Genomic DNA, 17,847 nt, shown 5'->3' on the forward strand with positions numbered 1-17,847 from the left:
CGCAGGAACAAGCAACTGAATGGCTCTGGACTTACAACAACGAGCGACCCAACATGGGCATTGGCGGCATCACCCCCGCCATGAAACTCAAAATGGCCGCGTGAATTCTACCACTGAGCCCCACTAAAAATGGGGAGATTACCGTTTCAGCTTGCATTGCCCAGATAAACCAGCATCAAATCTATAGCTCAGCAGTGCGCTGAGCCCAATCCAAGAGACTTGATCTCATTCATGCGGCCGTTGCCTAGAGTGATCGGTTGATCGCAATGCCGTTGGCGGCCTGTGGTCCCATGGGGCTGGTCCCGCCCCGGCCATAGGTGCTGCTGCGTTGTTGGGCGCCGACGGCTTTGGCAACACTGGAGACGATGTTATTAGCAACATCCCTGGCCGTTGACAGAACTGCAAGGTTGATACGCAGCACCGGCTGAAATTCTGCATGCTGGCGTTTCAGGTTTTGAGCTGCAGAAGGTGCGAGGTTGCCCAGAGCAATGGCATGCTCCTTTGCGCACATCATGCCCCGAGTATATTCATGAATGAGGCGCGCCTTTTCAGGCTGCAGTGTTCCTGCTTCCTTGAGCTTGCCGCCTCTCACAAGATCAGTCTCTTGCTCAATAAGAGTGAGAAGCGTTTCCATGGAGTTTCCCAGAGCAACACAAAACAGGGAGGCTTCAGACGGGCTGTTTGGACGCTCCAGTGAAAAGGGCATGTCTTTCGTATTGATCGGGGCGTTCATTGTGAAGTCTCCTGAAGTTCCAAAAGTTGCCGTTCAACTGTGGCTGAGATGCCTATCCCGCCTGAATCCGTTACGGCCTTCGCATATTCATCGAGCATCATGCCCTGCCAGGCCTCTGCACCATTGCCGCTGCCCCAAGTGCCGCCGTCTTCAAGGCCGGTAAACATGACTTCGAGCATGTTCTTCAGGAAAACGGATTCGAATTTTTCGGCAGCCTCGCGGACTGCTGTCTTGTCCTTGCGATTGACGTTTGCCAGTGCCTCATGGGGGCTTGCCTGGGTGGAGACGGACTGATCAGGGTTGAACATCATCACAGCACCTCAATGTCAGCTTGAAGGGCACCAGAAGCCTTGATGGCCTGAAGAATGGAAATCATGTCACGCGGGCCGATGCCCAAGGCGTTCAAACCGTCGACCAACTGCTTCAAGGTTACTGTATCGGGAACAATCGCCAGTTTGGCGTCCGGGTCGTCGTTTACAAAGATATCGGAGCGCGGAACAATTTCTGTCTGGCCATTGGCGAAGGGGAGTGGTTGAGAGACCTGAGGGGTTTCCGCGATGGTCACGGTGAGGTTGCCTTGTGCGACTGCAACCATTGAGACCTTCACATCTTGTCCCATGACGATGATGCCGGAGTTTTCATCAATCACGACTCTGGCTGCCAAATCTGGCTCAATGATCAATTGTTCGATGTCAGTCAGCAGATCAACAATATTGCCGTCATATCTCTGGGGCAGGTCAATGCGGACTGTTCCAGGGTCAAGCGGTTCTGCTGTCGGCATGCCGATCAATTCGTTGATCGACAAGGCTATACGGCGAGCCGTGGTCAAATCCGGATTGCGCAGGGCGAGTCTTAGGGTCGTCAATGAGGCAAGCTCGAATTCAACTTCGCGTTCAACCAAGGCGCCATTTGATATTCGCCCGGCTGTCGGAACGCCCCGAACAACGGAGGCAGCATCAGCCTGAGCCGCAAAGCCGCCTATTGCTACAGATCCCTGGGCGATTGCGTAGACTTCGCCGTCCGCGCCAACCAGCGGTGTCACAAGAAGGGTTCCGCCCTGCAGTGATCCTGAATTGCCGAGTGCACTGACTGATACGTCGATCCGCGTGCCTTGCGTGGAGAAGGCTGGCAGGTTTGCCGTGACCATCACAGCAGCAACTGTATTGGTGTTCAGGTCAACACCGCGTGTGTTGACGCCAAGACGTTCCAGCATGGCTTGCAGGCTTTGGCGGGTAAAAGGTGCGTTACGCAGGCTGTCGCCTGTGCCGTTCAGGCCAACGACCAGGCCGTAGCCGATCAACTGGTTTTCGCGAATACCCTCGAAATCAGAGATGTCCTTGATGCGGGACGCAGACAGTGCAGCGGACGTCAGGATCGTGATGCAGATCATCACTGTGAAAAACCTGATAAAGATGCCGTTGGTCATGCGCCTCGCCTGTGTTCAACGCGATATCCAAGTCGGCAAACACATGCCGGATAACGCTGACATTCATTATGCGAGTGCTGTGCCAGTTTTCCTCAAACTTGATTTTTATCTTAAGCTATTGATTTAAATGTTGTATTTTAAATTTTCTATGGACTGACTAAAAGACCGGTGTGAAGTTGTCAGGCAAATATTGCCGAGCGTACCCGGATTCAACTACCCTTGTGGGCAGATTCTGACGCTCAGCCGCGGGCCGGGCGCGAACCGAATGGACATACCATGCGTATTACCGGACAAAAGCCGGTCTCCGGAGTTCAGGGACGCGGCTCTAAAAAACGGTCTGGCTCTGCTGGAGATGCCTTTGCTCCTGATATGGGAGAGGAAAGCGCACCGATGGCCGCCACGACCAATTCTGGTGGCATCCAGAGTATGGATGCTTTGCTGTCTTTACAGGAGGTTGATGAAGAGCCCGAGCGTCGCCGCAAGGCAACCCGCCATGGCCACACACTCCTGGATGGCCTGGAGGCCATTCAAGCGGATCTTTTGGGCGGGGCTGTGTCTGCTGATCGCCTTGAAGCTCTGGCACATCAGGTTTCCACGCAGGTTGAGAGTGGAGATCCTGAGGTTGATTCCATTTTGCGTGAGGTCGAACTCAGGGTCAAAGTCGAGCTTGCAAAGGTCGGTCGATTCATCGATTAGGCCGGGGTGGGAATTGGCGAAAACCGGCTTCGCGGAAGCAGTTAATTCTATCTATCTGAATTAACTATATTTTTTTTCATCGTTTTTTTACTAAAACGACCGTTGTCGGTTGATTGCGACGGAGATATATTGCCCGCGGCCTAACGGTAATCCGGAGCTATAAATGACGGTTGAACTTGAGTCTGAATATCGACCAACGCAAAACGAGCCGTTCATGAACGACAGGCAGCGTGAGTACTTCAAAAACAAGCTGCTTGCATGGAAAGAAGATATTCTGCGCGAGAGTAAGGAGACGCTTACAAATCTCCAGCTGGAAAGCCAGAATCATCCTGATTTCGCAGATCGGGCATCTTCTGAAACGGATCGTTCTATTGAGCTTCGCGCTCGGGATCGGCAGCGTAAGTTGATTTCGAAGATTGATGATGCGCTGGAGCGCATCTCTGATGGCAGCTATGGTTACTGCGAAGAGACGGGTGAGCCCATTTCATTGGGCCGATTGGAAGCGCGTCCTATCGCGACCTTTTCGATTGAAGCACAAGAAGCGCATGAGCGTCGCGAAAAGGTCTATCGCGACGATTGAGGTCTAATCGGCTTCATCGAAAATATGAGAATTTCACCCTCCCGGTCATGTCGGGAGGGTTTTTTTATGGCTTGCCTGCGGGTCGCATGTAATTTTTGCGGGAAAATAAGAAAACGGGCACGGCACTCGGGGAGCGAGGTACCGTGCCCGTTGTCAGCGGTTTATCAAAGGTTTCTAGAACGCCTTCTCATAACCGCCGGGGGACTGTTGTGTTGGGGCTGGCCGTCTGGGCCAGAAGTCAGGCCTGCATCAGAAGGGGAGCATGATGTCGAGGACCTGACTGCCATAGCGCGGTTGCTGGACGTCGGTGATCTGGCCACGTCCGCCATATCCGATCCGGGCTTCAGCAATTTTTTCACTGGCGATCGTGTTGTCCGAGCTGATGTCCTCGGGTCTTACAATCCCGCCAACAACAAGTTCACGAACCTCAAAGTTTACGCGCACTTCTTGCCGACCCTCAATGACCATATTGCCGTTGGGAAGAACCTGCAGCACCACAGCTGCCACACTTGTTTCCAAGGTTTCTTCCCTGTCGACGCTTCCGGCGCCCGTGAAATTTGAGTTGCTGTTGACTGATGCCAAATCGCTAGCAGCCACGCCTGCAGGCAGGAAGAGGGTGTCAATTGCAGTTCCGAGGGCGCCGCCGGTGCCTGCACCGCTGCTATCGGATCTGGAGCGTTCTGTTGTGTTGTCGAACTCAGCCTTATCGGAAATGGTCACAACAACCGTGAGGATATCGCCGATCTGCTTGGCGCGCTGGTCCTCGAAGAAGGCACGGTTACCTGAGCGCCAAAGAGAATTCGGGCTGTAATGCGCTTTCTGGGGTTCCGGCATTGGCATTTGAACTGGCCGATAGCCGGCTGTCGTGGTCGGATCCTGGATGGCATTCAGTGCTGGTTGCTGGCCAACTTTGGAAAGACGGTCCGCTGTTCCACAGCCTGCAGCCAGACTGGCCAAGGTTGCGCTTAGCAGGATGGATTTGCCAGTTTTCATAATATTCATTGCGTGCCCCCATTGAGGCTGGCGATGATTGAGTTGGACGAGGCGACGCGTACCTGTCCGCGAGATGTTACAGTTGCTGGGATGATCCGACGGGACTCTAGGTTCATGATGTCAATCACATCCCCCTTTGCGCCGTCAACAATTGCCTGGCCGCGTGTTGTCAGTCTCATGCCTGGTAACTCAAAGGTAATTGTGACCTTGTCATTCCGCGCTATCAGAACCGGGCGTTCGAAATCGTTTCGGGCCAGGGGGGTTTGAGCGCGAAGGTTGTTGCGTGCGGCAAGGCCTGCAATGTCCTTAACGTCCATCACTGCATTTGCTGGCACCTGAATGCGAGGAATGCGGACCGTGGTTAGGTCCTCAGCCTTTAAAATCGTACCCCGGCGTACCGGTTGAGATAGGGAGATAACATTGATCATCTCCCGGGCGTGTCCGGTAAGGCTTATGGTCTTCGCTCCACGGGCGCCTGCTACGTTGAGATACAAGGTGAAGCGTCCGTCATTTTGAGACCATAGAACGCGTTCTACGACTATGGGGGTGTCAGAGGTTGGGTCGGCCTGAATTGTTTCCGGAGAACGGTAAAATGTAATCTCCAGATCTTCTGCTGACAGGCTTGCATTGCGTTCGGCCAGTGATCTTTTGGCAAGATCTTCCAGGCGCTCTGCATCATAGACTTCAGCGCGGCGATGCACCGCGACGGTTCTCAGGCCATCCGTACCAGCCATTTCCAGTCCTGCGGCTTTTGCCCGCCGGGATACGATTTCCGCCGGGACGTTGCCTGTGGTTCCCAGATCCGGAGACCGGAAAAGGGGCACATCGGCAAAATCACCTGCAGAGGAGTAGAAGTCTCCAATTGTTACGATGTCCGAAAGTGTTGTTATGTTCGACCGAAGCACGGGACGTGTGTCGCCCTGCGCTAAAGCGCTTCCTGTCAAAATGACCCATGCGAGGCCGGTAAGTGCGAGGAGACGTGTCATGACGCTTTTCCCTTACCGGATGTTGGTGGTGGTGGAGTACATTTCATCAGCTGCCTGGATGATCCTGGAGTTCATTTCGTAGGCACGCTGAGCGGCGATCAGATCGGCAATTTCCGTGACTGCATCCACATTTGCCATTTCGAGATAGCCCTGCTGTAGATCGCCAAACCCAGCAGTGCCCGGATTGTTGATTTGAGCTGCGCCACTTGCTTCGGTTTCCAGATAGAGGTTGTTCCCGATAGATTCGAGGCCCGATTTATTCACGAAACGGGCGAGCTGGATTTGACCGAGGTTTACCTGGTTTCCATTGTTGTCGATAACCTGAACGCTGCCATCTGCTGAAATTGTAATGTCGCGAGCGTCATCCGGAATGGTGATGCCCGGATCCATCGCGTAGCCGTCAACTGTTACCATTGTGCCATTCGCGTCACGTTCGAAGGAACCGTCGCGTGTGTATGCAGTCGTCCCATCAGGAAGCTGGATTTGGAAGAAGCCCTCCTTCCTGATTGCAATGTCCAATTCCTTGTCGGTTTGCTCAAGGGTGCCCTGTGACATGATGCGCGCCGTCGCTGCTGTCTTGACACCAGATCCGATCTGGACCCCGGTGGGGACGATTGTTCCGGTTGTGGATGTCTCCGCGCCCATACGTCGAAGGTTTTGATAAAGCAGATCTTGAAAATCAGCGCGTTGGCGTTTGTAGCCAGTGGTTCGCATGTTGGCGACGTTGTTGGAGATGACTTCGACGTTGAGCTCTTGAGCTTTCATGCCGGTCGCAGCGATGTGAAGTGCTTTCATCTAATTTTTCCTTCGGTGCGATCAGGCTTGAAGCCGGCCGAGTGTTTGAATTGCCTGTTTGCGGAGCTCATCTGTGTCGGCCATCAATTTGCTAACAGATTCATAGGCGCGGGTGACGCGCACCATGTGTGCAATCTCAACGACGCCTCTTACATTCGATTGTTCCAGGCCGCCTTGGACCACACTCGGAGATGCTGCTATGATCGGCTCTTCATGGCTGTAAAGATTTCCTCCGAGAGCTTTGATATCCTCGGGGGTCTCAAATTCGACAACTCTCAATTTGCCGCGAATGCCCAACTCGGATACGATTGTCCCGTCGTCGGCTATATCGATTTTTCCGTCTTCTGTTGTAAAGCTGATCGGCCCACCATCGGTCAGGACTGGCTGTCCTTCTGCGGTCACGAGAGTGCCTGTATTGTCCAGATGAAAAGCGCCACTGCGCGTAAAGGCCTCGCCTTCCTCGAGCTGAACGGCGAACCAGCCTTCTCCATCGATGGCGACATCAAAGTCGTTTCCGGTGAGCTTGATGCTCCCCGGAAGTAAATTAAGCCCTGCACCATAATCCTGCACATAAGACAGTTTCTGGTCGCCCTGCATGAATTCGGAAGCTTTGGCCAAAGGCATCAAAACTTCTTCAAAGACCATGCGTTGGGTCTTGTACCCGGTCGTGTTGAGGTTGGCCATGTTGTTGGCAACCATGTCCATCTGATTCCTCAGGGACATCTGACGCGACAAGGTTATGAGCTGTGCATTCTCCATATTAACAATTCCCTTTGCTCCCCGGTGAGCTTCAGATCTCCCCAGACCGTCGGCTCGTGACCTTCAATGCACATGCCGTGCCAGAAAATAAATCATTGAAAAACATGGGTAAAAGAGAAAAATGCCGAGTGCGTTCGGCAAGAGTTTCCGGCAAAAGTTAACTGGTTGGTAATAATTGCCGAGTCGCTGCTGTTAACGATTTAGTAACCATTCGTTAACCATTTAGGACTCTAGAAACTATATGCGCGCGTGTAGCGCTGCGGGGATCGGAGTGGCCTATGGCTGATGAAGACGTAGCCGATGATGACGAAGGTGAAGGCGACGGAGGTAGTGGCAGGAAGAAAAAACTGATCCTGTTTGGCGGGATTGGGATTGTGGGCCTTCTGGCAATCGGCGGCGGTGCCTATTTCTTTCTCATGGGCAATAGCTCGCCGCCTCCGATGGTTGACGGTGAGCAGCCTGTTCAGGAAGAGCAGAAGCCGGTGGTGTTTTACGACTTGCCGGAAATGACGGTTAATTTGGCGACCGATGGGCGTTCCACGTACCTTAAGGTGCGTATTGCGCTTGAACTTCAGGATCGTGGGATGGTTGACCAGATCTCGCCCTACCTGCCGCGCATTCTCGATGCTTTCCAGATTTATCTGAGAGAGCTTCGCCCTGCGGATCTAGAAGGGTCTGCTGGTTTGTTTCGTCTGAAGGAAGAATTGCTCAGGCGCATCAACCTTTCTGTTTATCCGGCGCGTGTCGAGGGTGTCCTGTTCAAGGAAATTCTCGTTCAGTAGTGCCTGTACCTGATGGTGCGATATGGCTGATGATGACGATGATCTGTCTGATGAAGATATGGCCGACGCCTGGGGCGCCGCTCTTGCTGAACAGGGGAGTGGCGATGACGATGGCGATGACCTAGCTTCTGCTTGGGGAGCCGCGCTCGAAGAGCAGGGTGCTGGCAGTTCCGATGATATGGCTGCCCAGTGGGCCGCCATGATCGACGACAGCGAGCCTGAGCTTGAGAACGCCACCCGAGGTGCCGATCGTGTTCTGAACCAGGAGGAGATCGATAACCTCCTTGGTTTCAACATCGAAGATACAATTGCTGGCGATCAAAGCGGTATCCGGGCGCTGATCAACTCGGCCATGGTGTCTTATGAACGCCTGCCGATGCTTGAAATTGTTTTCGACAGGCTCGTTCGCCTGACGACGACGTCCTTGCGCAACTTTACGTCTGACAACGTCGAAGTCTCCCTGGATTCCATCAGTTCCGTTCGGTTTGGTGACTATCTCAATTCCATTCCGCTGCCTGCGATCCTGGGAGTGTTTAAAGCTGAGGAATGGGACGGTTTTGGCCTGATCACGGTTGAATCTAGCCTGATTTACTCGATTATCGATGTGTTGCTCGGCGGTGGCCGTGGCGGCACCGCGGTGCGTGTCGAAGGGCGGCCCTATACGACGATCGAAACCAATCTGGTCGAACAGATGGTGTCTTTGATTTTGCAGGATGCGGAGCAGGCGTTCAGTCCTTTGTCTCCGGTTCACTTCAATCTGGAGCGGCTTGAAACAAACCCGCGTTTTGCAGCTATTTCGCGTCCCGCGAATGCTGCCATTCTGGTTGAGTTACGTATCGATATGGAAGATCGCGGCGGTACCGTCGAGATCATGATGCCTTATGCGACACTGGAGCCGATTCGCGATTTGCTGCTCCAAATGTTCATGGGGGAGAAGTTCGGTCGTGACACAATCTGGGAAGGTCACCTCGCATCGGAAGTTAACGCTTCGGAAATCCAGGTCGATGCAGTTCTTTATGAGACACATTTGCCCCTTGGGCGCGTTTTAAGCTTGGATGTTGGGCAAACATTGGTTTTTGACGTCGACCCATCCGAGCCCGTCTTGATAAAATGCGGAAACGTTCCTTTGACAGAGGGAACACTTGGAAAAGTTGATGAATCAATTGCCATCCGAGTGGCGAAAAACTTGCGCAATCCTAAAATGACTCTGGCAGCATTCGAGCGAGCCATGCAAAATGAAGTGGAACCACAATGAGCCCTCTGCCAATCGGAATGATTATCGAAGGCCTGGTTGCCGTGCTTCTGCTGGTAACCATCGGTTTTTGCTTTACCCTGAACCGGCGATTGCAACGGCTGAGAGCTGACGAGGAGACACTTCGCGCGACGATCTCTGAGCTGATGACGGCTACGGAAATTGCTGAGCGTGCCATCCTTGGGCTTAAGGCAACGGCTGTTGATGTTGATCAGACATTGGGCTTGCGCCTTGAAGCGGCAGAACAGATGTCAAACGCTCTTGCTGATCAAGTTGGCGAAGGAGAGAAGGTCTTCAACCGGATTGGTCAGATTGCAGAAGCAGCTCGGGCCGCCAAGTCTTCTCGGGATGTCGGTCATGGGTCTGGCCAGGAGGCCCATCCGGGGAGTGGTCATGGTCAATACGATCGCGGCGACTATGCTCAGCCAGTTGCTCCCTATCATGGCCAGCCATACCCGGCACAACCAGCTCACATGCAAAATGCTCCGCAACCATCAGCTGCTGCTCCTGTTGCGCAACGTCGTCGGGGCCGGACAGATGATATTCGCAGTGCAGCCGCCGAAGCGACAGCGCGCCTCGAACAGTTCCGTAAGCGCTCGGGAGGCGCTGCTGCATGAACGTTCGCCTGCTCCCATTGCTTGCCATATCAGCCAGCGCCCTTTTGGCGCTGAAGCTGCTTGGACTCGTCATGGGTGCGGGGCCGACCGTTGCTCCGATCAAGTCTGCCGTGGCGCAGGAAGCTGATGCGGACGCTGCAACAACAGATGTGCCGGAGTCTGAGGGCGATGAAGAGAGTGAAGGAGCTCTTGAAGCGACCGATGCCTCTGATCGTCCACCGCCTTTGCCTGAGTCTCTTGAAATTGGTGGGTCAGCTGCAGAACGTGCTGTACTGGAGAGTCTGGGGAAACGCCGCCAGACCCTTGAAAGTGAAGAGGGGCAGCTGGACCTTCGGGAGAAGCTGTTGCAAGCGACCGAGGAGCGCATTCAAAAGCGTGTCGATGAGCTGAAAATGCTTGAAAAACGCATCGAGGACGTTGTCGATGAAAAGCGTCAGCAGGAGGACGGTGAGCTTGCTGCCCTTGTGACCATGTATGAAAGCATGAAGCCGAAGGACGCTGCACGTATTTTTGACCGGCTTCAAATGCCTGTTCTTTTGAAGGTGGTTCGGCGCATGAATCCTCGCAAAATGGCTGATGTACTGGGCCGCATGTCCTCGGAATCGGCTGAGAAATTGACTGTCGCAATCGCGAACAGTGCTGCGGGGGAGGAGCCTCAACAGCTGCAGGGCTCTAATGAGCTTCCAAAAATCAAGTCAAATTGACGGATACAATGACATTTGGGCAGGTGGCGTAAGGCGACGTTAAGACAGCTTACCTAAAAGTAATATGTTTACCGGCATCCAAAGGACTATGATTGTGCTTCAGCACTTCAGGCGAGATGACAGGAAAGGCAAGGTCGATTGCGTTTCCGCCATGCATAGGATGCTCTACAGAGCAGCCTTGCTGCTGTGCATCGTCGCCGTTCTGCCAACGATGCCTCAAGCCTTGGCTCAGGCTTTGGATCCGGTTCAACTGAAAGTGGTCCCCTCCCAGGGGTACGGGCGGATGGTACTCACTTTTTCAGACAGAACCCTTCTGCCGAATTATGATGCTGTTGTTACGGGCGGCGTTTTGCGAATTTCGTTCGAGGAGCCTATCGACGTTGCAGTTGATGATGTGCCTCTGGAACTTGGTGATTATATTGCCATTGCCCGGCGAGACCCTGATGGCAGCGCGATCCGGTTTGCCCTGAAAAGTCAGTTCAAGATCAACACGCTTGAGGCTGGGGAGAAGCTTTTCATCGACATTTTGCCAAGCAATTGGCAAGGTCTTCCCCCGGGATTGCCTGACGATGTGGTCCGGGAACTGGCAAAGCGCGCCGAAACGGCACTGCGTAAAGTTCGTGCCCTCGAACAGGCCCGGCTAAAAGCCAAGGAAGGGCCCTCTGTCATACTTCGGATTGGAGAGCAGCCAACATTTACGCGACTTGTGTTTGATTGGTCGATCCGTTTTGATACGGCATTCGTTCGTGAAGATGACATTATCAAGCTGACATTCAACCACCCGGCTCAACTGGATATTTCAGATCTGCGGGCGCATCTGCCCCAGGGGGTGGTCGATGCAACGTCTTTCCTCGACAAGGGGAAGTTGAAATTTCTGATGCGCATCGACCCGTCCGTCGATATCCGCGCGTTTCGCGAGAATCAGACCTATGTCATTGATATTACACCCGAGAACAAGACGGCTTTAGATTCTGCAAATGCGCATATCAACGAAGAGTTCAGCACAGGCCAGGACGGGTCTCGCCAAAACCTGATTGTGGCTCCAGGCGTCCGTAATACTGATGAAGAAGCAGGTCCGCCGCAGGCTGAAATAGAACCACAGCCACAGCCTCAGGCAACGGCTGGATCTGCAGCCCCTGCAGCCTCTGCAGTGAATGAGGCTCCACAAATGTCGGCGGAAGCCGCAGCCTTCGGTATGGTGCCGTTCGATGGAAGCGCGCCTGCTGCTGTCGCTGAACCTGACAGTCCGGGACCGTCTGAACCGACGGCCTCGCCAGCTCAGGAGGCAAATGGCTCGCCTTCGACAGAGCCAGTCGAAGCATTGCCCTCGGAGCAGCAAAATGTTGCTGTTGCGGATGCCGGCGGAGATATGCCACGACCCAAGCCCGTTAATGGGGAGGGGCCAGCTGCGGTTGGCGAGAATGTAGCTGCCGCTGCGACTTCTCCGCAGACTGACGTTACAGCTGCCTCTCCTCCAGAAGCTGAGCCTATGCCTGTTCCGGCTGTCAACGCCAGTGGGAATGATCTGACTTCCACCATTCCGCCGCCTGATCCAGGACAGAATATTCCGCCGCCGATGAGCCTAGGCGGTGATGTTTCCGGCGGGCAGCCACCTGTTGCTCAAGTTCTTCCGCCGCAACCTGCGGCACCAGCTGCTGTGCCTGCCGCGTTGGAGCAGGTGGAGGAGCAGAGTTTCACGCCCGGGAGTCTGCAAGTTACCCCGCCTGCGGTCGTTCTTGAAGAAAATACAGACGGAGCGTCAGCTTGGCGTGCGAAAGGAGGGGCTCCGGTTGTCATTGAGAATTCGCCTGAGCAACCACCTGCTGATTTTGCCGATGAGGCCCGTAATTTTGTGTCGGCTGAGGCAAGGCGTATTGGCAACTCTGTGCGGATTGTTTTTCCATTCCTGGAACCTGTATCTAGCGCGATCTTCCGGCGCAATGATAACATCTGGATGGTGTTTGATACGGACGCGACGATCGATACACGAGGCATGGCATCTGCGTTGTCTGAAACCGCCAAGAACATCGTGGCTGAAGAGCACGGTGACTACCAGGTTCTGCGGCTCGATTTGAATGACCCTGTGCTTGCGACTGTGGGACTCGATGGCAACTCCTGGAGCCTCGTGATCGGGGAAATGATTCTCGAGCCCTCTATTCCATTGAGGCTCGAGCGTAATGTTCGCGGAGATGGCGGGTCTGTTTTGAGGGTTCTCTATAAGGATCCGCAGAATATTCGAGAAATAACAGATCCGTTCGTGGGCGACAAAATTTCTCTAGTTACAGGTTTTGGACCACCGCGGGGTTTGCTGAAGCGTCAGAGATTTGTTGATCTGGAAGCGCTGAGTTCTGCTCAAGGTGTCGCTTTTGCCTTGAAGTCTGATGGCGTCACCGTGAAGATTCTGGGCGATGATATTATCATTGAGAAAATTGGTGGACTATCGCTGTCCAGCAAACATCAAAAAGGCAGTTCTGGAGCATTCAAATCGAACACGGACCCTGACGAACAGGGGAATGTTGAGTTTGTGTCCCTTGCGACGTCAGGCCCCAAGAGCTTTCGTGAAGAGCTGCAGAAATTGCAGTTAAATCTTAGCAAAGCAGCGATTGGTGAGCGTCGTAAGCCTTTGATGGCGCTCGCTCGTTTCTACCTTGCTCACCAATTTGCCCAAGAAGCTATGGGGCTTTTGTCCCTAGCGGCGGAAGAAGACCCAGCCATTATTGAAGATAGTGCATTCAACTTGATGATGGGGGCGGCCAAAACGTTATCGAACCGTCCTGATGAAGCTTACGATCATTTGAACCGCCGGGAGTTGAAGAGTAATCCGGATGCTGCCGTATGGCAGACGATTGTTGATGTCGCCTTGGCCAACTGGACTGCCGCTCGCATTGCCATACCTAGGGGCCGTGCCGTTGTTGGCAACTACCCCAAGTCCATCCAGGCTGAATTCAATCTTGCTGCAGCCCAGGCCATGGTCGAAGTGAATGACTTTGGCGTTGCCAATAGCATTCTGGCCGAAGTGGAGCCAAGTGAGGTTTCTTCGTCTCAGGCCGCGCGCTATGATATTTTGCGAGGCCGGGTTGCTGATGCTTCCGGTCGGTCACAGGAAGCTTTGAGGGCTTATGATCTTGTTTCGAAATCGGGAGACAGGCCACGTGCGGCTGAAGCTGATTATCGTGCGCTGCGTATTCGATATCGTGATGGTGAAATCGATATAAGCGAGGCAATTGATCAGTTGTCCGCCCTGTCGACCTATTGGCGGGGTGATGAAATCGAATTAAAAACTCTGCGCTTTCTTGCACAGCTTCATGCTGAAACCGGTCAATACAGGGAAGCGTTTGAGGCCATGAAGTCTGCGGTTCAGGCCGATCCGCAAGCGGATACGACCCGGCTTTTGCAAGAAGAAATGAACGCCCTTTTCGCGACACTTTTTCTGGACGGAAAGGCTGATGAGATGAGGCCAATCAAGGCGCTGGCACTATATTATGATTTCCGTGAAATGACTCCAATCGGACGCCGGGGCGATGAAATGGTTCGCGGCCTTGCCAAGCGTCTGGTGGAAGTAGACCTTCTTGATCAGGCTGCAGAGCTGCTACGGCATCAAGTGGATAATCGACTCAAGGGGTCTGCGCGTGCACAGATTGCGGCTGACCTTGGAGCGATCTATCTTATCGACCGAAAGCCGGAGCAGGCCCTGCGGGTGCTCAATCAGACGCGGCAGGCTAGTCTTCCTTCTACCTTGGAGCGGCAGCGAAACATTGTTGAAGCACGTGCACTGACTGCAAGTGGGCGTCCGGACCTTGCTTTGGAGCTGGTTCGGAACATGCGCGGTTCTGATGTGGACCGTTTGCGTGCTGATACATTCTGGGCAGCCCAGAGCTGGCGTGAGGCGGGCGAGGAACTTGAGGCAATGCATGGCTCGCGCTGGTCTGACAATATTCCGCTGGATGATCTTGAGCGCCGGGATATCTTGCGCGCGGGGATCGCCTATTCCCTGGCAGGCGATCAACTAAGCCTCAATCGTCTACAGACCAAATATCTTCCCAAGATGGCGGATAGTCCGGAGTCTCTGGCCTTCGAGGTGGTTACCAGGCCGATCGAATCTCAGGGCGTGGAATTCCTTGAGGTTGCCAATCGCCTTGCAAGTACCGATGAGCTGGATACCTTTATGGAAGAATATCGCCGTCAGTATATGACCCCGCGTAATTCTCCCGACCAAGCAGCAACCGACGCCGACAAAGCGGTCAACAACGGTTAGACACCTTGGCTCATACGGCTTAAAAAATGGCCGGTGTAATTGCTCGATTTAGTGTCTGAAGTCCGCTTTAGTGCCGTTTGCGATTAAGTCAGTCTGCCGATCTCAGCTGGCAGACTTGCAAGCTCTGATTCATGGGTGGATTGGTGTAAAAAAGATCGGGGTGCTCAAACCACGCCGAAGCTCTTGACCAGGCTGCCTGCAACCATATTCCATCCATCCACCAGCACGAAAAAGATCAGTTTGAACGGCAGTGAAATTACGACCGGCGGAAGCATCATCATACCCATTGACATCAGCACGGATGCGATCACCAAATCGATGATCAGGAACGGCAGATAAAGTAGAAAGCCTATCTCGAAGGCACGTCGTAATTCGCTGATCATGAAGGCGGGAACCAAAGTCGACATGGACAAGTCATCGGGGGTTTCCGGGGCTTCTTTTCCCGAGAGTTCCTGAAACAGGCCCAGATCCTTCTCCCGGACCTGGGACAACATGAATGTACGAAACGGAGCAGAGGCTCTTTCAAAAGCCTGATCGAACTCAATCGTTCCCTCGACCAATGGCTCTACGCCTTCCTCATATGCCGTCTGTATGGTCGGGGCCATTATGAATGCACTGAGGAATAGGGCGAGAGCGACCATCACGGTGTTGGGCGGTGCTGTTTGCAGGCCGATTGCCGAGCGTAAAAGTGACAAGACCACCACAATTCGCGTGAAACTGGTCACCATCACGAGGATCGATGGCGCGAGGCTGAGGACCGTCATCAAGGCGACGAGCTGCACAGCCCGTTCGGTCAGTGTGCTGTCTTCGCCAAACCCGACCGTGATCTCCTGCGCCAGTGCTGGCTCGGCTATTAGAATAAGCCCTAGGCCGAGAACAGTCTTGAAGCACATGCTTGGCCGCCATTTCGGACACCCTTGGATCAGGGTCATTGTTTTGCTGGTCCGTTGATTTCGCCGAGTAATTTGGTCATCTCGTCTTCAATTGGGTTGGGCATTTCCTCTGCTGAAGGCGGTGGTTTGATTGCCTCAACTGCAGGGCTTTCTGAAGGGCTGCTTTGGATCGTTACTTCTGGTGCCGTCGAAGGGGTGTCATCGAAGATATCCACTTCACTTGGAGGTTCTGTCATGACAGATGCCAGAGAAATAGGCTCGCTTGAAGTCTTATCCTTTGAACCGTTATCTGATGGTCTACTCGCGATGTCACCAACCTGCTCTGTAAGGCTCTTGCCGGGCCTATCAGGCTGTACAGGATTTGGATTGAGCACTTCTACGTTGGTGGGCGCCGGTTCCTGAACACTGACGTTCGCGGGGCGGGGCCCCGTTTCTGCTGCAGCGTCTTGTTTGGCCGGTTGCTTCATAAAGGCTGTTCTTGCTGTCGCCGCAGGCCCTGCAGAGGGGTGCGTAACTTGTCGAAGTTCTGACCTGAGTTCTGCGCGGACTTCATGCCTTGGTTTTGGCGGTTGGACGCTTGAGGCATTCTCGGTGGTGGGCGCGGTGGCATCTGAGTGGGCAGCATTTAGGTCAGTCGCACTTGCAAGGTCTCGTGCATAGTTTGCGACCTGAGCGTTTTCTTGTCGAGAATCGGTGAAGGCACCGTTGCTGACTTGAGCTGTTTGTATTGGGCGCTGTGCTGGAACCGGAGTTTCCTGGCGACTATGTTGCGGTTCAACCAAAGGCGCTGGCTGGGAGGTGTGTGCAGGAGGGCCCTTGACCGCTGGTGCCTCCGTGTCGGCCTTGCGTGTGGTGAATGCCGATGAAATACGCCGGGCCGCAGCGGCTTCCAAGATTGATTTGGCAGGGTTTAACTTTGAGCCGCCTTTTTTGCGTTCCGCATTGGTGGCATTTGCTGTGCGGGTGTGTTCAGCCGGGGGGCGGTGGAGAGACGCAGATCTCACCCGGGGTTCCGGGATCTCTGGAGCGGAACGTCTTTGAGTTGGAGCCTCCCCCTGAGGCTGCTGTTGGGCGCGCGCGGGAGCTTGTTGCGGAGTTGGTGAGACTGGCGGTGTCTTCCGCTGTGCTGTCTGCTCGGCAATTTGTTCCAATTCTGACAAAATGGGCTCTGCAGCTACGCCGGCGACTTCATAGCCGGGTGCGCTAGACATCAGGCTCGCTGGGGCTGTGTGGTGTTTTGGACTCCCGGCAGTCAGCGGGGCATTCTTGATGATACCCTGTTCTACGACAATATCACTTGGGCCCCCAACCAGAATGAGATGCTCGACATTGTCGCGGCGGATCAGCAAGAGGCGACGACGTGTGTCGATGTTCGTTGCGTCCATGACGGCAATACGAGGTTGCCTGCCTCGGCCTGTTGAAAGTCTGGTTTCTGTAAGGCGCTTAAGAATAAAGATAAAAAGCGCTATAAGGACGAGAACGATGCCCAGAGCAAGGGCGAAGGCAATGCCTCTGGCCAATCCGTCTGCAAGGCCGAACGTCTCTGCAATCCAAGTGTACATACCTACCTCTTTGAGTGCCTGCACAAATGTTTGCGGCCGGGCTTGCCTGTCGGTCGACAGGATATCGCCTTCTTTTCCGCGCTCCGTTCGGTGCTGGCAGTGTGCAGTCAGTTCCGAACGATCGATCCTATGGCTCAAGCAACGCCAGTTTCGACTCAGTGAATGAGTTGAGAGCGAATCTCCAAGCTTTGGCAAAGTTAACAGAAGTGGGAAATTTCTGCCTGCAGAAGCTGTTCAAAAATGTGCAAATTGCAAAATGCAAGAGGCTCGTCCACTGATTTCTCTCAGGGTTTTCCAGCTCGCCGTTAAGCCTGTTAACTATTCGTTAACCTTTAGGTCGGCAATGTTTGCCTAGATCGTTAACAAATGGTGAATCACATGGCTCTGACTGACCTACCTGTGTTTCAGGCTTTGAAGTCAAAAATGCAATGGCATCAGACGCGCCAGGTGGTTCTGGCCGAAAATATCGCCAATGCTGATACGCCGCATTATGAGGCTAAAGAGCTGAAAGACTATAGCTTTTCTGACCACATTGGCCGTCAGGAGTTCGGAATATCGACCAAGACAACAGCGTCTGGACACATAACCGGCACACTTTCTGCAGACGGAAATGGCGTGGAGCAGAAGAAGGACATGTTTGAGGTTACGCCGAATGGCAACAACGTCGTCCTTGAAGAGCAGATGATGAAGGTCACTGAGAATCAGATGGATTTTCAGGCTGCAACATCTCTCTACACAAAGAGCCTCGGTTTGATCCGTACTGCTCTTTCTAAGACCTAAAGCCGTAGCTCGCGAATGTTCGCTTGAGCTGACA

Annotated in this window: 17 protein-coding genes; 8 read left to right on the forward strand and 9 right to left on the reverse strand. The window is 53.8% G+C overall.

The genetic code is table 11. From position 1 onward, the window contains the following. Positions 1-244 precede the first annotated feature (244 nt). From V6575_RS15035 to V6575_RS15045, 3 genes are read right to left on the reverse strand one after another with little or no spacing between them, the layout of a single operon-like run. Positions 245-733 (reverse strand): flagellar protein FlgN, encoded by a 489-nt coding sequence (locus tag V6575_RS15035; protein WP_340275482.1) that lies wholly within the window; start codon positions 731-733, stop codon positions 245-247. After that, complete coding sequence (locus V6575_RS15040; RefSeq protein ID WP_340275484.1) at positions 730-1,044, reverse strand: rod-binding protein; 315 nt, start codon at positions 1,042-1,044, stop codon at positions 730-732. The genes V6575_RS15035 and V6575_RS15040 overlap by 4 nt, the downstream gene beginning before the upstream one ends. Next, positions 1,044-2,123: a flagellar basal body P-ring protein FlgI gene (locus V6575_RS15045; RefSeq protein WP_340275695.1), complete on the reverse strand. Its 1,080-nt coding sequence runs from the start codon at positions 2,121-2,123 to the stop codon at positions 1,044-1,046. The genes V6575_RS15040 and V6575_RS15045 overlap by 1 nt, the downstream gene beginning before the upstream one ends. Positions 2,124-2,435: 312 nt before the next feature. Between V6575_RS15045 and V6575_RS15050 the strand changes: the two genes are divergently transcribed. Beyond that, entirely contained in the window at positions 2,436-2,855 is a 420-nt protein-coding gene (locus tag V6575_RS15050; RefSeq protein WP_340275486.1) for a flagellar assembly protein FliX, read from the forward strand. Positions 2,856-3,018: 163 nt separating this feature from the next. Then, a complete protein-coding gene (gene dksA, locus V6575_RS15055) occupies positions 3,019-3,435 on the forward strand; it encodes an RNA polymerase-binding protein DksA (RefSeq protein ID WP_340275488.1) in 417 nt (138 codons plus the stop codon). 249 nt (positions 3,436-3,684) lie between these two features. Here the strand turns inward: dksA and flgH are convergent, their stop codons facing one another. The 4 genes from flgH to flgF are packed head-to-tail and all read right to left on the reverse strand — an operon-like array spanning position 3,685 to position 6,968. Next, a complete protein-coding gene (gene flgH / locus V6575_RS15060) occupies positions 3,685-4,428 on the reverse strand; it encodes a flagellar basal body L-ring protein FlgH (protein WP_340275696.1) in 744 nt (247 codons plus the stop codon). Between the two features lie 5 nt (positions 4,429-4,433). Then, the gene (flgA, locus tag V6575_RS15065) at positions 4,434-5,414 is read right to left on the reverse strand and encodes a flagellar basal body P-ring formation chaperone FlgA (RefSeq protein WP_340275489.1); all 981 of its coding nucleotides are present in this window, start codon (positions 5,412-5,414) and stop codon (positions 4,434-4,436) included. 12 nt (positions 5,415-5,426) lie between these two features. Further along, positions 5,427-6,209 (reverse strand): flagellar basal-body rod protein FlgG, encoded by a 783-nt coding sequence (gene flgG, locus V6575_RS15070; protein ID WP_340275491.1) that lies wholly within the window; start codon positions 6,207-6,209, stop codon positions 5,427-5,429. A gap of 21 nt (positions 6,210-6,230) precedes the next feature. Then, positions 6,231-6,968 carry a flagellar basal-body rod protein FlgF gene (flgF, locus tag V6575_RS15075; protein ID WP_340275493.1) on the reverse strand — a complete coding sequence of 246 codons (738 nt, stop codon included), beginning with the start codon at positions 6,966-6,968 and terminating at the stop codon, positions 6,231-6,233. Positions 6,969-7,246: 278 nt separating this feature from the next. On the opposite strand from flgF, the gene V6575_RS15080 reads away from it, so the two are divergent. The 5 genes from V6575_RS15080 (at position 7,247) to V6575_RS15100 (ending at position 14,578) form a co-directional block, all read left to right on the forward strand. Further along, positions 7,247-7,750, forward strand: coding sequence for a flagellar basal body-associated FliL family protein (locus tag V6575_RS15080; protein ID WP_340275495.1), 504 nt, complete (start codon positions 7,247-7,249; stop codon positions 7,748-7,750). Between the two features lie 22 nt (positions 7,751-7,772). Continuing rightward, positions 7,773-9,005 carry a flagellar motor switch protein FliM gene (fliM, locus tag V6575_RS15085; protein WP_340275497.1) on the forward strand — a complete coding sequence of 411 codons (1,233 nt, stop codon included), beginning with the start codon at positions 7,773-7,775 and terminating at the stop codon, positions 9,003-9,005. After that, on the forward strand, positions 9,002-9,619 hold the full coding sequence (locus V6575_RS15090) for a DUF6468 domain-containing protein (protein WP_340275498.1): 618 nt from the start codon (positions 9,002-9,004) through the stop codon (positions 9,617-9,619). The genes fliM and V6575_RS15090 overlap by 4 nt, the downstream gene beginning before the upstream one ends. Next, positions 9,616-10,323 (forward strand): MotE family protein, encoded by a 708-nt coding sequence (locus V6575_RS15095; RefSeq protein WP_340275500.1) that lies wholly within the window; start codon positions 9,616-9,618, stop codon positions 10,321-10,323. The genes V6575_RS15090 and V6575_RS15095 overlap by 4 nt, the downstream gene beginning before the upstream one ends. Positions 10,324-10,417: 94 nt before the next feature. Beyond that, positions 10,418-14,578 (forward strand): tetratricopeptide repeat protein, encoded by a 4,161-nt coding sequence (locus V6575_RS15100; protein WP_340275501.1) that lies wholly within the window; start codon positions 10,418-10,420, stop codon positions 14,576-14,578. A gap of 164 nt (positions 14,579-14,742) precedes the next feature. Here the strand turns inward: V6575_RS15100 and fliP are convergent, their stop codons facing one another. Together fliP and V6575_RS15110 are read right to left on the reverse strand one after the other, a co-directional pair. After that, a complete protein-coding gene (gene fliP, locus V6575_RS15105; RefSeq protein ID WP_340275697.1) occupies positions 14,743-15,471 on the reverse strand; it encodes a flagellar type III secretion system pore protein FliP in 729 nt (242 codons plus the stop codon). A 35-nt stretch (positions 15,472-15,506) separates the two neighbouring features. Further along, the gene (locus tag V6575_RS15110) at positions 15,507-17,033 is read right to left on the reverse strand and encodes a hypothetical protein (RefSeq protein ID WP_340275502.1); all 1,527 of its coding nucleotides are present in this window, start codon (positions 17,031-17,033) and stop codon (positions 15,507-15,509) included. 378 nt (positions 17,034-17,411) lie between these two features. Between V6575_RS15110 and flgB the strand changes: the two genes are divergently transcribed. After that, a complete protein-coding gene (flgB, locus tag V6575_RS15115; RefSeq protein ID WP_340275503.1) occupies positions 17,412-17,813 on the forward strand; it encodes a flagellar basal body rod protein FlgB in 402 nt (133 codons plus the stop codon). Positions 17,814-17,847 lie beyond the last annotated feature (34 nt).

The sequence above is a fragment of the Roseibium algae genome, from assembly GCF_037783265.1.
GTDB lineage: Bacteria > Pseudomonadota > Alphaproteobacteria > Rhizobiales > Stappiaceae > Roseibium > Roseibium algae.